The sequence below is a fragment of the Sulfitobacter sp. M22 genome (genome assembly GCF_021736025.1).
Taxonomy (GTDB): Bacteria; Pseudomonadota; Alphaproteobacteria; order Rhodobacterales; family Rhodobacteraceae; genus Sulfitobacter; species Sulfitobacter litoralis.
On sequence record NZ_WMEC01000005.1, the window covers coordinates 20,269 to 33,932 of the forward strand.

At 57.4% G+C, this 13,664-nt stretch carries 15 protein-coding genes; 5 read left to right on the plus strand and 10 right to left on the minus strand.

The genetic code is table 11. The features are described 5' to 3' along the window. The first annotated feature begins 1 nt into the window (after nucleotide 1). Together GLP52_RS17595 and GLP52_RS17600 are read left to right on the plus strand one after the other, a co-directional pair. On the plus strand, nucleotides 2–850 hold the full coding sequence (locus tag GLP52_RS17595) for an amidohydrolase family protein (protein ID WP_237273875.1): 849 nt from the start codon (nucleotides 2–4) through the stop codon (nucleotides 848–850). After that, a complete protein-coding gene (locus GLP52_RS17600) occupies nucleotides 847–2,397 on the plus strand; it encodes an acyl-CoA dehydrogenase family protein (protein ID WP_237273876.1) in 1,551 nt (516 codons plus the stop codon). The genes GLP52_RS17595 and GLP52_RS17600 overlap by 4 nt, the downstream gene beginning before the upstream one ends. Here the strand turns inward: GLP52_RS17600 and GLP52_RS17605 are convergent. Then, nucleotides 2,394–3,248 carry a helix-turn-helix domain-containing protein gene (locus GLP52_RS17605; RefSeq protein ID WP_237273877.1) on the minus strand — a complete coding sequence of 285 codons (855 nt, stop codon included), beginning with the start codon at nucleotides 3,246–3,248 and terminating at the stop codon, nucleotides 2,394–2,396. The two genes, GLP52_RS17600 and GLP52_RS17605, sit on opposite strands and share 4 nt — an antisense overlap. 87 nt (nucleotides 3,249–3,335) lie before the next feature. Here GLP52_RS17605 and pobA point away from each other — a divergent pair, with 87 nt between their 5' ends. Further along, nucleotides 3,336–4,511, plus strand: coding sequence for a 4-hydroxybenzoate 3-monooxygenase (gene pobA, locus GLP52_RS17610; RefSeq protein WP_237273878.1), 1,176 nt, complete (start codon nucleotides 3,336–3,338; stop codon nucleotides 4,509–4,511). An 18-nt stretch (nucleotides 4,512–4,529) separates the two neighbouring features. Here pobA and GLP52_RS17615 read toward each other — a convergent pair whose 3' ends face one another. The 5 genes from GLP52_RS17615 to pcaD form a co-directional block, all read right to left on the minus strand. Continuing rightward, nucleotides 4,530–5,585 (minus strand): 3-carboxy-cis,cis-muconate cycloisomerase, encoded by a 1,056-nt coding sequence (locus GLP52_RS17615; RefSeq protein ID WP_237273879.1) that lies wholly within the window; start codon nucleotides 5,583–5,585, stop codon nucleotides 4,530–4,532. Nucleotides 5,586–5,654: 69 nt separating this feature from the next. Then, the gene (pcaG, locus tag GLP52_RS17620; RefSeq protein WP_237273880.1) at nucleotides 5,655–6,260 is read right to left on the minus strand and encodes a protocatechuate 3,4-dioxygenase subunit alpha; all 606 of its coding nucleotides are present in this window, start codon (nucleotides 6,258–6,260) and stop codon (nucleotides 5,655–5,657) included. A 1-nt stretch (nucleotide 6,261) separates the two neighbouring features. Then, on the minus strand, nucleotides 6,262–7,005 hold the full coding sequence (pcaH, locus tag GLP52_RS17625) for a protocatechuate 3,4-dioxygenase subunit beta (protein WP_237273881.1): 744 nt from the start codon (nucleotides 7,003–7,005) through the stop codon (nucleotides 6,262–6,264). Further along, on the minus strand, nucleotides 7,002–7,400 hold the full coding sequence (gene pcaC / locus GLP52_RS17630) for a 4-carboxymuconolactone decarboxylase (RefSeq protein WP_237273882.1): 399 nt from the start codon (nucleotides 7,398–7,400) through the stop codon (nucleotides 7,002–7,004). The genes pcaH and pcaC overlap by 4 nt, the downstream gene beginning before the upstream one ends. Then, a complete protein-coding gene (pcaD, locus tag GLP52_RS17635) occupies nucleotides 7,397–8,179 on the minus strand; it encodes a 3-oxoadipate enol-lactonase (RefSeq protein WP_237273883.1) in 783 nt (260 codons plus the stop codon). The genes pcaC and pcaD overlap by 4 nt, the downstream gene beginning before the upstream one ends. A 79-nt stretch (nucleotides 8,180–8,258) precedes the next feature. On the opposite strand from pcaD, the gene GLP52_RS17640 reads away from it, so the two are divergent. After that, nucleotides 8,259–9,176 carry a LysR substrate-binding domain-containing protein gene (locus GLP52_RS17640; protein ID WP_237273884.1) on the plus strand — a complete coding sequence of 306 codons (918 nt, stop codon included), beginning with the start codon at nucleotides 8,259–8,261 and terminating at the stop codon, nucleotides 9,174–9,176. Nucleotides 9,177–9,185: 9 nt separating this feature from the next. Here GLP52_RS17640 and pcaF read toward each other — a convergent pair whose 3' ends face one another. The 3 genes from pcaF to GLP52_RS17655 are packed head-to-tail and all read right to left on the minus strand — an operon-like array spanning nucleotide 9,186 to nucleotide 11,796. After that, on the minus strand, nucleotides 9,186–10,385 hold the full coding sequence (gene pcaF / locus GLP52_RS17645) for a 3-oxoadipyl-CoA thiolase (RefSeq protein WP_237273885.1): 1,200 nt from the start codon (nucleotides 10,383–10,385) through the stop codon (nucleotides 9,186–9,188). After that, entirely contained in the window at nucleotides 10,382–11,077 is a 696-nt protein-coding gene (locus GLP52_RS17650; RefSeq protein ID WP_272903662.1) for a CoA transferase subunit B, read from the minus strand. The genes pcaF and GLP52_RS17650 overlap by 4 nt, the downstream gene beginning before the upstream one ends. Continuing rightward, nucleotides 11,077–11,796 carry a 3-oxoacid CoA-transferase subunit A gene (locus GLP52_RS17655; RefSeq protein ID WP_237273886.1) on the minus strand — a complete coding sequence of 240 codons (720 nt, stop codon included), beginning with the start codon at nucleotides 11,794–11,796 and terminating at the stop codon, nucleotides 11,077–11,079. The genes GLP52_RS17650 and GLP52_RS17655 overlap by 1 nt, the downstream gene beginning before the upstream one ends. A 108-nt stretch (nucleotides 11,797–11,904) precedes the next feature. Here GLP52_RS17655 and GLP52_RS17660 point away from each other — a divergent pair, with 108 nt between their 5' ends. Next, on the plus strand, nucleotides 11,905–12,660 hold the full coding sequence (locus GLP52_RS17660) for an IclR family transcriptional regulator domain-containing protein (RefSeq protein ID WP_237273887.1): 756 nt from the start codon (nucleotides 11,905–11,907) through the stop codon (nucleotides 12,658–12,660). Between the two features lie 201 nt (nucleotides 12,661–12,861). Here GLP52_RS17660 and GLP52_RS17665 read toward each other — a convergent pair whose 3' ends face one another. Continuing rightward, nucleotides 12,862–13,662: a sugar phosphate isomerase/epimerase family protein gene (locus GLP52_RS17665; protein WP_237273888.1), complete on the minus strand. Its 801-nt coding sequence runs from the start codon at nucleotides 13,660–13,662 to the stop codon at nucleotides 12,862–12,864. Between the last annotated feature and the right edge of the window lie 2 nt (nucleotides 13,663–13,664).

Genomic DNA, 13,664 nt, shown 5'->3' on the forward strand with positions numbered 1-13,664 from the left:
TATGGTAGATTTTTCCAAAGTCCGCGCGATTGATTTTCACACCCATGCCGAGGAGGCCTGTGGCTGTCACCACGATGACGGATACGACGATCTGCAATCGGCCATGGCGACATATTTCAACGCGCCCTGGGCCCATCCGCCCACGATTGACGAGACCGCTGCACATTATCGCGAGAAAAATATTGCCGCGGTGATCTTCCCGGTCGATGCCGAGCGCGAAACGGGCTATCGCCGCTACAACAATTACGAAGTGGCGGAGGCCTGTGCGAAACATTCCGATATCCTGATTCCCTTTGCCTCAATTGATCCCGCGAAGGGCAAGCTTGGCGCGCGGGAGGCCCGCGATCTGGTCGAAAACCACGGCATTCAAGAGTTTTACCCCAACGACCGGTCGGCCTATGTACTCTATGAGGCGATCTCCGAGTCCGGCAAACCAGCGCTTTTCCACACCGGTCAGACCGGGGTCGGATCTGGGATGAAGGGTGGCAACGGGATGCGCCTGAAATATTCGAACCCGATGTATATGGACGATCTGGCGGTAGATTTTCCCGACATGCCGATCATCCTAGCGCACCCGTCGTTTCCGTGGCAGGAGGAGGCCTTGTCGGTCGCGACCCACAAGCCTAACGTCTACATTGATCTCTCCGGCTGGTCGCCGAAATACTTCCCGCCGATCCTTGTGCGTTACGCCAACACGCTTTTGAAAAAGAAGATGCTTTTCGGCTCTGATTGGCCAATGATCGCGCCGGAAAAATGGCTTTCTGCCTTTGATAAGGCGGAGTTCCGTGACGAGGTGCGGCCGCTTATCCTCAAGGAAAATGCCATGCGGCTTCTGGGGGTTTCCGAATGATCCCGTTCAAGGCGCCTCTGGATGACATCCTCTTTTGCCTGCGCCATGTCGCCGAGGCCGACCGTATTCCCGATTGGGATGAGGAACTGGCTGAGGGCATCCTGGAGCATTTCGCCTCTTTTGCGGAGGGTGTTCTGGCCCCTATAGACGAGGTGGGTGATGCACAGGGCTGTACTCTTACGGACGGTCGTGTGGCCATGCCTGACGGGTTCAAAGAGGCCTATGCGCAACTTGCCGAGGGCGGGTGGCAGGGGCTAACAGCACCGGAAGACTTTGGCGGCCTGGGGCAAAACGCGCTTTTGGCGGCGGGTGTGTCGGAGATATTTTCGGGTGCGAACCATGCCATGCAGATGGTCTGCAACCTTGTCCCCGGTGCCATTTCCACGCTGTTGAAATTCGGTACGGACAAACAAAAACAGAATTGGATTCCGCGTCTTGCGGCAGGTTTAACGCTCTCCACCATGTGCCTGACCGAACCGGGCGCGGGGTCCGATCTCTCTCGTATCCGCACCAAAGCCACGCCTTCGGGTGAGAGCTGGCGGATCGAGGGGGAGAAAATTTTTATCTCCGGTGGCGATCAGGACATGTCTGAAGACACGCTGCATCTGGTGCTTGCTCGTACCGGCGGGGAAGGGGTGAAAGGCTTGTCGCTTTTCCTTTGCCCCTCTCATCAGGACGGCACGCGCAATGCGGTCACGGTCACCCGGATAGAGGAAAAGCTGGGCCTCCATGCCTCGCCCACCTGTCAGCTGGCCTTTGAGGGCGCTCAGGCCGAATTGATTGGCGAAGAGGGGGCGGGGCTTATGGCGATGTTCACAATGATGAACCACGCGCGTCTCGATGTGTCCCTGCAAGGTGTCGCGCATGCTGCGCGCGCTGCGCATATCGCGATGGACTACGCGACTGAGCGCAAACAAGGCCGTAAAGCGGACGGGTCTGAGGCGGTGTTGGCTGATCACCCGGACGTGCGGCGAATGCTCGATGAACAGAAGTCCCTCGCGCTTGGGGCGCGTGCGATGGCCTATCTCACTATGGCTGAGCTCACGCTTGGCCAGAACTACGCACTGGTCGATTTCCTGACCCCGATCTGCAAGGTGTTCTGCACCGAGGCTGGTATCCGCGCCGCTGATCTCGGTATTCAGGTGTTGGGTGGCTATGGTTATCTCACCGAATATCGCGTTTCGCAGACCTGGCGGGACGCGCGCATCACCTCGATTTACGAAGGCGCGAATGGCATCCATGCCGTCGCCATTGCGACCCGCGGTTTGCGTGCGCCGGATGGTCCAGACGCTTTCGCGGCCTTGATCGAAACCCTCGCGGATGACAATGCAGATTGTCTTGCCTTGCTCGCGGATTGGCAGGCCGCACGCGCCACTATGTCAGAGAGTGCAATAGAAAAAGCGTATGATTTCATGGCGTTGTGTGCCGAGCTCTTGTTTCAGGCGGTTTGGTGCAAACTCGCACGCTCGGGCGAGGCCGAGATTGTCCGCCTGTCGAAACATGTGGAACGCCGCCCCTTGCCGGTCCGTTTGCCGCTGGCCACCTAAACTTCTCCCGCGACCCGAGCGCGATACTCTGTGGGAGTCTCTCCCATGCGCGCCCGGAACCTGCGCGAAAAATACGGCGGATCAGTGTAACCAAGCCGGTAGCCCACTTCAGCCACCGGCAGGCGGGTAAAGGCAAGATGGCGGCAGGCCTCTGTCATCACGGCGGTTTCCAGATATTGCGTCAGCGTCATGCCCGTATCTTTGCGCACGATCCGATTCAAATGGCCGGCGGTCATATGGAGCGCGCGGGCATACTCCGCCGCCCCCCAGCCCTCTGTTAGATGTTCTGAAATCAGAGCGTCGAGGCGCTGCATCCGGTGGGGCTGACCCTGTTCCTGCGTGTCACTGGGGGCAGTGTCCTCTGCCAGTGTGACCAAGAGCGCATGTGACAGCGCGACCAGCCTTTGTGCGCGAAATGTGCCCGATTTATCGTGGAAAAGTGCAATCTGTAACAGCAGTGCACTGGCCATTTCCGACAGGCCCCCGCGATGCACGCCGTTGAGCCACGATGCCATGGCCGGAGCCGCTGGGCCGAGTCTATGGACGACAGGGGAAGGCAGAGATAGCACGATCCCCTCCGTGCCTCTGTCAAAAGCAAAACCATGCACAATTTTTGGCGGTACGTAGAGAAATTCACCAATTTTTAGCGAGCTTTCCCGTCCATCCAATGTCACCCGTGCAAATCCCGTCTCGATATGAAACACCTGCGCCATCTGGTGATGTCGATGCGGTGAGATGTTCCAGCCGTGCAGGCGCGCGCGGTCGAATATGCGTTCGCAATGGATCACATCCGGAAAGGCGCTGGTTTCTCCGAACAGGTTGAAAACGGGAATGGGGCTGATCTCACTCATGCCGGAAAATTACCATTCATTGCCGAGCGGGTCCATTCTGTTTTTTGCTTTCTGGATTACTGTCTTTTCAAAATGGAGGAGACGCACATGTCCAATTTGACCACCCAAGTCGCCATCATCGGCGGCGGCCCGTCGGGGCTGCTTTTGTCCCAGCTTTTGAATAAGGCCGGTATCGACACAGTCATTCTTGAACGTTCTACACGCGCCCATGTGTTGGCCCGTATTCGTGCTGGCATTCTTGAATGGGGCACCGTCGAACTTTTGCATGAGGCGGGTGTTGGCTCGCGAATGGATGCGGAGGGTATCCCACATGACGGTTGCTACATGACCGACGAGGAGTTGATGGTGCACATCGATTTCAAGGAGCTGACAGGCAAGCAGGTCATGGTTTACGGTCAGACAGAGGTCACGACCGACCTGTACCATGCTCAGGATGCTATGGGGACGCGTGTGTTGCATGAGGTGTCTGACGTGGAGATCCACGATCTGGACCAAGAAAAATCCTATGTAGATTTCACCCATGAAGGCATACGCAAACGCCTTGAGTGTCTCTATGTTGCGGGATGTGACGGCTTCCATGGTGTGTCGCGCAAGACCATTCCAGAAAAGAAACGCAAGGAATTCGAGCGCCTCTATCCCTTTGGTTGGCTTGGCATTTTGTCGGAAACCCCGCCGGTTCATGACGAGTTGATCTATTCGAATTCCCGCCATGGTTTCGCACTTGCGTCTATGCGCAACGAGAATCTCGTGCGTTACTATGTACAGGTGCCGCTGTCGGATAAGGTCGAGGACTGGTCGGATCAGCGATTTTGGGATGAATTTTCCCGCCGCATTCCGTCCGAGGCGGCGGGTCGTCTTGTTACTGGCCCCTCGATTGAGAAATCTATTGCGCCGCTGCGCTCGTTCGTGTCGGAGCCGCTGCGTTGGGGCAATCTCTTCCTCGTGGGCGACAGCGCCCATATCGTGCCGCCGACGGGCGCCAAGGGGCTGAACCTCGCCGCCTCTGACGTGTACTATCTCTATACTGCCCTGATTGACGCGGTTAAGGGCAAGACCACGGGCATCGACGAATATTCGACCCAGGCGCTGGCACGGATCTGGAAGGCGATGCGGTTTAGTTGGCAGATGACGACTATGCTGCACCGGTTTGATGGCGAAGACGCCTTTGCCGAGCAGATGCGCAAGGCGACGCTGAACCATCTTGCCACTTCTGAGACCGCTCGGCGCGATCTGGCAGAGAATTACATCGGTTTGCCGTTCTGAGAAAACCAGTCCGGCGGATTACGCCGGATCGCCCAATCTCTGAATGTTTTGAACAAGTTCGATGGCCATGGAGAGCGACCGCCCCGTGGCCATTAGCATCTGCGGCAGAACCATCCATTCAAGGCTCCAAGCCGTCCCGGAGCGTTCCTGTTCATGCACCACAGCATGATGTATGGCGCTGACCTGCGTGGCGTTAAACCGGGCCAGAGTGACCAAAAGTTCGGCGGCCACCGGGTTTTGTTTGTGCGGCATGGCAGATGACCCGCCTGCGCCGGAAATTGACACAGTTTCAATGCCTTGCTGCGCCATGAGGGCAATGTCTTGACCAATTTTACCAAGGCTTGCCGTCACCAGTGACAGGCAAGAGGCATAGCCCGCAATCCCGTGGCGCATGGTTTGCCAGGTCTTGTCGGTGGGGGTGAGGCTCAGCGTTTTCGCGACATCCGCGACTACAAAATCAGCCTTGTCGCCCAGTGCTTTTCGGTCGCCCGAGGCCCCGCCAATTTGCACTTTTTCAACATCCGCGCGTTTTTGGTTTAGTGTCTTGAGGTGATCCGCTAGCGGCAAACGCCACGCCAGAATACGCTCCCGCACGGTTATCTCAGTCGCGGCTTGCATCCGGGTGCGGCCCATCAGAGGCGCGTCGCCAAACCGAGCTTCAATGGCTTTCAAATGAGTTTCCAGTTCCATCAGACGCCCGGCAATCAGAAAGGACGCCTCCCGCAGGGATAGGACCATGGCCGTGTCGACGACATCTTGTGAGGTCGCGCCCTTGTGCAGCGCTTCGGCCGGTGCGATCGCCTTTAACTGTTTCACCAGACGCGGGATCGGCACGCCATCCTGTGCCATTCCGGCGGCAATGTCAGCCAGATCAATCTGTGCCGTCTCAATCGCAGCCGCCGCCTCTTCCGCTTTTGTCGCATCGAAGAGCCCCACCTTGCCACAGGCCCGCGACCAAGCCGCCTCGAACGCCAACATATGCGCCATCTGACGCTCGGGCGCGAGGATCGCCGCCATCTCCGGGTCGCCGAAAAGACCAGACAACCAAGGGTGATCGAAAACGGATAGGCTCATTGGATAAGTCCTGTTTGAGCAGCAAAGTGGCGGTCATTGCCGCCCCTTATAGTTGAGTTTGTGCAAGTTTTACAGGTCAAGAAATACGGTCTCGTCCTGCCCCTGAAGGCGGATGTCAAAACGGTATTTTCCGTTTTGGATCTTTTTCGCGATTAGGGTGTTCACGCGCGGACCCTGTTCGATACGGTTTAACAGCGGTTCGTTGTCATTGTTCTCATCCTCGAAATAAATCCGGGTGTTGAGCCCGATGTTTATGCCCCGGGCCACAACCCATAGCGAGATATGCGGTGCACTCTCAATCCCGCCACGGCCCTTATAAGAACCGGGCTTCACGGTTCGAAGCGTAAACTCGCCTGTCACCGCGTCAGCCGCGAAACGACAATGGCCGGTAAAGGCCGGGTCGGCCCCCTCCGTGCCGGGGAAAACGCCCGCCGCATCACATTGCCAGCTTTCAATCAGCGCGTCGCGCAACGCCCAGCCGGTGCCGTCGAACACAGAGCCGACGATCTCGATGATCTCGCCTTTGGCTTTGCTTTCATCATGGAATGGCGTTGTGCCAATCTCTTCCTCGAAATAGCCGCCATTGCCCGCATAGGTCGGCATCAAGCCGATATGCACGTAGGGGCCTGCGGTTTGCGACGGGGTTTCTTGCAAAATATCAAGTTTCTGGGTCATTTCACATGCCCTCCATCTTGTTTTCGAACATGGTCTGACGGCGACCACGCAGGACGATGTCGAACTTATAGGCGAGGAAGTCGAGCGGACGCGATTTCGAGAAATTAAGTGGCGCGACGAGGCGGTCCAGCTGGCTGCGATCCTTGATCGTCGCGGCAATCGGGCAGTGATCAATGAGCGGATCGCCCTCGAAATACATCTGCGTGATCAGGCGTTGACCGAAGCTATGGCCATAGACCGAGATATGTATGTGCATCGGCCGCCAATCATTCACGCGGTTCGGCCACGGATAGGCCCCCGGACGCACGGTCAGGAATTCGTAATAGCCGTTCTCATCGGTGATGGTCCGACCACAGCCGCCAAAGTTCGGGTCGAGCGGTGCGAAATAGGTGTCTTTCTTGTGACGATAACGCCCGCCTGCGTTGGCCTGCCAAATCTCGATGAGCGTGTTGGGCACCGGGCGATTGTTCTCATCAAGCACCCGACCATGCAACAGGATGCGTTCGCCCACGGCTGGCGCGGCACCTTTGGTCCAGTTCAGGATCAGATTGTTGTCCAAAGCGCCAAGTTTGTTGTGACCGAAAGTCGGGCCGGTTTCCTCTGACGGCGAGCTTTCCATCGACAAAAGCGGCAGGTTCGGCGAACGCGACACGGATGTCTTATAGGCCGGATCGTAAGGCTCCGGATGGATCGCCCGATTGCGTGGAATCAGGGGGCCCTGATCCTGCGTGATTATATTGGTCATTCTTCACTCTCCTCCATCTCTGCGTAGGTCTGCTTGGCAAGCTTGAGCGCATGATTTGCTTTCGGCACGCCTGCGTAGACCGCCACATGTTGCAGCGCTTCCGCCACATCGTCTTTCGACGCGCCCGTGCGCAGGGTGGCACGGATATGCATCGGAATTTCTTCAAAATTTCCGGTCGCGGCCAAAAGCGCGATGGTCAGCATCGAGCGTTCGCGGCGCGAAATCTTATCCGAGGACCACACAGTTCCCCAAGCGCCTTCGGTGATCAGGCCTTGGAAAGGCAGGTCAAACTCGGTCTTCGTGGCCTCGGCGCGATCGACATGCGCATCCCCCAGAACCTCGCGCCGCGTTTTCATCCCTTGATCGAATTTTGCGCTCACGGTTTTCTCGGTCATTTGGCGATCCTTTCAACGAATTTCGTCAATGCCCCGGCAAAGGCCTCCGGTGCCTCGATGGCGGGCAGGTGTCCTGTTTCTTCAAACATCACGAGATCGGCACGCGGCAGGTTGCGCGCCAGTGCTTCGACAATCTCCGGCGGCGTCGCCAGATCGTGCTTGCCACCAAAGACCAGCGCAGGCTGCGTAATCTCGCCCAGACGGTCGGTGATATCCGTTCCCGCAATCGCCGCGCAGGTGGATATGTAGCCGTCTTGGTCGGTGCGGGCCAGCAGAGTGCGCCACAAAGCCGCGTTCGGATTGGCGAGCATTTTGGGCCCGAACCAGCGTGGCAAGATGCCTTCGGCCATCGCTGCCATGCCGTTTTCGCGCACGCCGTCGATCCGCGCGTGCCAGCCTTCGGCCGCCCCAAGCATCGAAGCGGTGTTGGACAAGACCAGACCTTGCACTTTCTCGGGGGCCATCAGAGCAATATGTTGCGCGATCAGGCCGCCGATGGAGCAGCCAACGAGAACGGCGCTGTCAAAGCCGGCGTCATCCATCGCCGCAATCACATCTTCTGCCAGTTCTGGAATACCGTAGCCATCCGGCGCAGTATCCGACAGACCATGGCCGCGCTTGTCCATGCGCAGGGTTGCCCAATTGGTTGGTAGGTGCGAACAGACATTGTCCCACATGCGTAAATCGGTGCCGAGCGAGTTTATGAAAACAAGAGAGATGCCGTCGCCCGCTTTGTGGCTGATATGCATCGTACCCCAAGCTCGTGTCAGTGCGTGCATTCTGGATTTCCTTTTTTCTTAAGTTTGCCATAAGTATTTGCATGGTGAAAATACAATATGGCGCAAAAAGCATAACCAAATGAATATACCTAACGGCATGAAACTGCGCCACCTTGAGGCGTTTTTGGCTGTCGCAGAGGCGGGCACCATCACGGCGGCAGCGCGCGGACGGAATGTCTCGCAACCGGCGCTGTCGAAAACCATTTCCGAGTTGGAGACCCAGCTTGGGACGCCGCTTTTTACACGCACCGGGCGGCAGGCGGTTCTGACTCCCGCAGGAGAGGCGTTTCGCCGACACGCATTGTCGTCGCTTCAGAGTCTTGAAAACGGTGTTCGTGCAATCACCGGCGGCGGGCGGACGGATGTGGTCAAAGTTGGCGTGTTGCCGACGGTGGCCAGTGGGCTTTTCCCCACGGTGGCGCTGGAATTCTCCGAACTGCGCCCCGATGCCCGCATCGCCATCATCACCGGGCCGAACCGCTATCTGATCGAGCGGATGCGTTCTGGCGGGCTTGATCTTGTGGTCGGTCGAATGGCGCCCGCGCGGGAGATGGCGGGGCTGTCGTTCGAGTATCTCTATGATGAAACCGTCTATCTGGTCGGACGTAAGGACCATCCCGGACGATCGCTTTCACCCGTTGAGGCGCTGCGGCGGTACCCGGTGATCCTGCCGAACCCCGGCTCAATCATTCGCCAGCAGGTGATGCAATATCTGATTGCGTCGGGTCTGGACGACAGTCTTTCCGTGCGCTTCGAGACCGTGGCCAGACCCGTTGGCCTGCCCTTGGTGGAGAACTCCGATATTCTGTGGTTCATTTCACGCGGCGTTGTCGAACGCGAGCTTTCCGAAGGTCGCCTTGATATGCTTGATCTGGGCGTGGAGTATATGAGGGGTGCCGTCGGTCTGACACGGAAATTCGATTTCACGCGCGGCAGTCCGGCAGATTTCCTGGCCGGACTTCTACATCAGCGGGCAAAGGATTTCTCTGCCCGCTGACACCTGTTCCTAGACGGCTTCCAAAGCAATCGCGATGCCCTGACCAACGCCAATACACATCGTTGACAGCGATTTTTCACCCGGTTTCAGTTCCAGCATCGCCGTCCCGGTGATCCGCGCACCGGACATGCCCAAGGGATGACCGAGAGCAATCGCGCCCCCGTTTGGGTTTACGCGCGGGTCGTCGTCTGCAATGCCAAGATCGCGCAGCGTTGCAAGGCCCTGCGAGGCGAAAGCTTCATTGAGTTCGATCACAGCGAAGTCCTCTTGCTTGAGCCCCAGCCGCGCCATCAGCTTTTTGGACGCCGGCGCGGGCCCAAAGCCCATAATGCGGGGAGGGACACCTGCGGCCGCGCCGCCAAGAACTTTGGCTATGGGTTTTAGACCATGCTTTTCGGCCGCTTCTTTCGAGGCAAGAACCAGAGCCGCCGCCCCATCATTTACACCTGACGAGTTTCCAGCCGTGACGGTTCCGTCGGCTTTGACGAATGTCTTGAGCTTACTCAGTGCCTCAATGGTCGTTGACGGGCGCGGGTGCTCGTCTGCTCGAACCACAATCGGATCGCCTTTGCGTTGCGGGATCGTCACCGGCACGATTTCTTTTGCCAAACGTCCGTTCTCCATCGCCGCGCCTGCTTTCTGCTGGGAGCGGAGCGCGAAGAGATCCTGATCCTCACGCGAGATGTTGAAGTCTTCAGCGACATTCTCGGCGGTTTCCGGCATGGAATCGACGCCGTATTGCGCCAACATCTGCTTGTTGACAAAGCGCCAGCCGATCGTGGTGTCATAGACCGCACTCGCGCGGGAAAAGGCGATTTCCGCTTTCGGCATAACAAAGGGTGCGCGGGACATGCTTTCCACACCTCCCGCAATGATTAGATCAGCCTCACCCGCTTTGATTGCGCGTGCGGCAGTGATGATCGCATCCATACCCGACCCGCAAAGCCTGTTCATTGTCGTGCCTGACACGGTCACGGGATAGCCCGCCAGCAACAAGGACATACGGGCCACGTTGCGGTTGTCTTCGCCTGCCTGGTTTGCGCATCCAAAAATCACGTCGTCGATGGCTGACAGTTCCATTGACGGGTTGCGTTCGGCCAGAGCCTTTAGAGGAATTGCTCCGAGATCGTCGGGCCGCACGGATGACAGTACGCCGCCATAACGGCCAACGGGGGTGCGGATATAGTCACAGATATATACGTCAGTCATTTCAGGTTCTCCGGTGCGATCAGGTCAGCCACATCGTCGTCGATGTGGAGAGTTGCGCCAGTTACCGCTTGTAGCTCGTCCATGGAAATTGCGGGAAGTTTTTCACGCAGGATGAACTTCCCTTCGCTGATATCGAGCACAGCCAGAGAAGTGTAAACGCGGGTCACGCACCCCACTCCGGTGAGCGGGAAGGTGCACTGTTCCACCAGTTTCGGCTCGCCCTTTTTGGTGATGTGGTCTGTTACCACAGCAACGCGTTTTGCCCCGTGGACGAGGTCCATGGCTCCACCGACGGCAGGTACGCCTTTAGAACCAACGCGCCAGTTGGCAAGATCGCCATTCTGCGCAACCTGATAGGCTCCCAATACAGCGAGATCCAGATGACCGCCGCGGACCATGGCGAAACTATCGGCATGGTGGAAAAATGATGCTCCCGGCTTGAGCGTAATCGCTTTCTTTCCGGCGTTGATAAGATCCCAATCCTCTTCACCCTCAGCAGGGGCCTCGCCGAACCCCAACACACCGTTTTCAGTGTGGTAAGTGACATCGCGTCCTTCAGGCTGGAACTTGGCGATCATTTCGGGGAAGCCTATACCAAGGTTCACATAGGAGCCGTCATCAATGTCCTGAGCCGCGCGCCATGCGATCTGCGCGTTGGACAGTTTGTCTTCCATAATGTTGAAATCTGACATCAGTAGACCACTCCTGTGCGCACGAGAACTTCTTCCTGTTGAGGCTCGGAGACCTGAACGATTACATCGACAAATATACCCGGGGTGACAACCTGCTGAGGGTCGATGGATCCCGGCTCACCAAGCTCGGCGACCTGAGCGATGGTTTTCGCGGCCGCCATAGCCATCAGCGGGTTAAAATTACGCCCCGCCATACGGTAGGTCATATTGCCGAAAGCATCGCCTTTCTCACCTTTGATGAGTGCAAAATCCGCTTTCAGCCAGCGTTCGCGGACATACATCTTGCCGTCGAATTCTTCAGTGGGCTTGCCCTCGGCAAGTTCGGTCCCGAAGGAAGTCGGCGTGTAAAAGGCGGGAATGCCAGCCCCCGCAGCGCGAATGCGTTCTGCCAATGTGCCCTGTGGCACCAATTCCAGTTCGATGTCGCCGGCAAGGTATTTTTCGTTGAATGCGTCGGCGTTGGAGCTGCGGGGAAAGGAGCAGACCATTTTCCTGACCATGCCCGCCTTAATCATCGCGGCAATGCCGATATATCCGTTTCCGGCGTTGTTGTTGACTACCGTCAGGTTTTTCGGGCTGCCCGTGGTGCGGAAACGGTCGATCAAGGCGTGGATCAACTCGATTGGAGCGCCGGACCCACCGAAACCGCCGATCATCACGTCAGCGCCGTCTGGAATATCTGCGACGGCTTCAGCAACAGAAGAGATCGTTTTATCCATAATGTCCTCCAGATTACGGTTTTGATTTAGACCTGTGTCGCAAAGGCTGCGAGTCATTTTGTGCGCATATTGACATTTGTTCATATTGCGAAGAATTTGGTGCGCATTATGAACAAATCATCTGATACAATTTTATCCTTGGCGAAGGGGCTGCGCGTCCTCGAATGCTTCGGCGCCGAGACACCCAAGCTCTCGATCACGGATGTTTCCAAAGTCACGGGGCTTGATCGCTCAACATCGCGGCGCTGTCTTTTGACGCTATATGCCGAAGGATATGCGGACTATGACGGCAAGTTTTTCACCCTGACACCGCGCGCATTGAGGCTAGGCATGGGGGCGATCTCCTCACTGCCTCTACCGCAAATAGTGCAGCCTTGGCTCGACCAGCTTACCGAGCAAACCGGACAAAGCTGTTCCGTGTCGATCCTGGACGGGGCCGAAATCGTCTATCTCGCTCGGGCCGCTCAAAAACGTGTGATGTCCATCGGCCTTATGCCCGGATCACGATTGCCGGCCCATTGCACTTCTATGGGGCGTATTTTGCTTGGCGCGTTGCCCTACGACGAGGCGCGTGAAATCGTCGAGGCCTCCGATCTTTCGCCACGAACAAGGTTCAGCGTAACCGATCCTGCCACAATCATGCGGCGCATCAAGGAAGCCCATGATCAAGGATATGCGCTTATCGACCAGGAGGTGGAAATCGGATTGCGTTCGATTGCTGTGCCGCTCTTTGACGGGCGAGGGAACACCGCTGCCGCGCTCAATACTGGGATGGCCGCGACGCAAGATGATGTGGCCACACTGGTGCCGCGCTACCTGCCCAACCTGTTGCAAGTGCAAGCCGGCCTGCGCCGCTTGCTGTAATGGGCATGGGCTGCGCTCTCCTCATACATTTATACTCGGAGTCATTGAGGATCCGAGTATAAACAAGAATTAATGAGTGTGCTGCCTAATACATCGCCAACCTTACCCGGAAGATGCGACTCAATTCACTGCCATACTTGATCTGTAACCACAAAGTGCTGGACGTGGTTATGTGCCTCTAACCTACCCGCTCCTGATAAATCAGGCTCCCTGAGCCAGCCAATTCCGTGTGACTTCGCAAACATGGCCCAAAACCGCCTCCGGCCCGTCCGCTGAGACCATAGGCACCTCAAGCGACAGTGGCAGATCGTCAGGCAGAGCCTCCACAAAAGCGCGTAGATCAATCTGGCCCTCACCCGGCGCAAGCCGTGCTTCACGCGCGGTTAACAACAACTCATCGGTTGTATAATGCTCGGCTACAAGCGCGTCACACAGATGCGCAAAGGGAAGACGCTCGGGCGAAATCGCCGCAAGCTGAACAAGCGAGGAGCCTGAGCGGTCAAAATGCAAACTGTCGACCAGGAGATGGACCTCCGGTCCGGCCCTCTCCACCACCCGCAACGCGGTGTCTAGATCGGGCACATTGGTCCAAGGGAAAAACTCATGAATGATCGCCACGCCGCGCGATCTACCCGCCTCCGCCAGCGCAGACAGCGTGTCGGATAATCGCGACAGATCAGAGTCATAAGGGGCGGTGATCAGGTGATGCGCCCCAAGGTCCGCCCCCACGTCAAACAACCACTCATAGTCCGCAACCCGTGTGTCAGGCGTCACCTTAAGAAACTCGATGTCCCCGACAGTGAGCCCCGTGGCCGCCATCGCAGCCTTGGTGGCACGCAGCATTGCGAGATCGTCATACAGCGGATAGCCGGGTGAGGTGTCCGTCACGCGCAACAACCGCAGTCCCACGCCATCAAACCCGGCTTTTGCGGCGGCTTCGATGAAATGCGGCGGATTAAGATCGATAGCGGTGAGATGGGCGGCACTTAATGGACGGGGCATGA

Bases quoted from the DNA above. Each gene is read 5' to 3' on its own strand.
- GLP52_RS17595 (WP_237273875.1), top strand. From the start codon at position 2: ATGGTAGATTTTTCCAAAGTCCGCGCGATTGATTTTCACACCCATGCC.
- GLP52_RS17600 (WP_237273876.1), top strand. From the start codon at position 847: ATGATCCCGTTCAAGGCGCCTCTGGATGACATCCTCTTTTGCCTGCGC.
- GLP52_RS17605 (WP_237273877.1), bottom strand. From the start codon at position 3,248: ATGAGTGAGATCAGCCCCATTCCCGTTTTCAACCTGTTCGGAGAAACC.
- pobA (WP_237273878.1), top strand. From the start codon at position 3,336: ATGTCCAATTTGACCACCCAAGTCGCCATCATCGGCGGCGGCCCGTCG.
- GLP52_RS17615 (WP_237273879.1), bottom strand. From the start codon at position 5,585: ATGAGCCTATCCGTTTTCGATCACCCTTGGTTGTCTGGTCTTTTCGGC.
- pcaG (WP_237273880.1), bottom strand. From the start codon at position 6,260: ATGACCCAGAAACTTGATATTTTGCAAGAAACCCCGTCGCAAACCGCA.
- pcaH (WP_237273881.1), bottom strand. From the start codon at position 7,005: ATGACCAATATAATCACGCAGGATCAGGGCCCCCTGATTCCACGCAAT.
- pcaC (WP_237273882.1), bottom strand. From the start codon at position 7,400: ATGACCGAGAAAACCGTGAGCGCAAAATTCGATCAAGGGATGAAAACG.
- pcaD (WP_237273883.1), bottom strand. From the start codon at position 8,179: ATGCACGCACTGACACGAGCTTGGGGTACGATGCATATCAGCCACAAA.
- GLP52_RS17640 (WP_237273884.1), top strand. From the start codon at position 8,259: ATGAATATACCTAACGGCATGAAACTGCGCCACCTTGAGGCGTTTTTG.
- pcaF (WP_237273885.1), bottom strand. From the start codon at position 10,385: ATGACTGACGTATATATCTGTGACTATATCCGCACCCCCGTTGGCCGT.
- GLP52_RS17650 (WP_272903662.1), bottom strand. From the start codon at position 11,077: ATGTCAGATTTCAACATTATGGAAGACAAACTGTCCAACGCGCAGATC.
- GLP52_RS17655 (WP_237273886.1), bottom strand. From the start codon at position 11,796: ATGGATAAAACGATCTCTTCTGTTGCTGAAGCCGTCGCAGATATTCCA.
- GLP52_RS17660 (WP_237273887.1), top strand. From the start codon at position 11,905: ATGAACAAATCATCTGATACAATTTTATCCTTGGCGAAGGGGCTGCGC.
- GLP52_RS17665 (WP_237273888.1), bottom strand. From the start codon at position 13,662: ATGCCCCGTCCATTAAGTGCCGCCCATCTCACCGCTATCGATCTTAAT.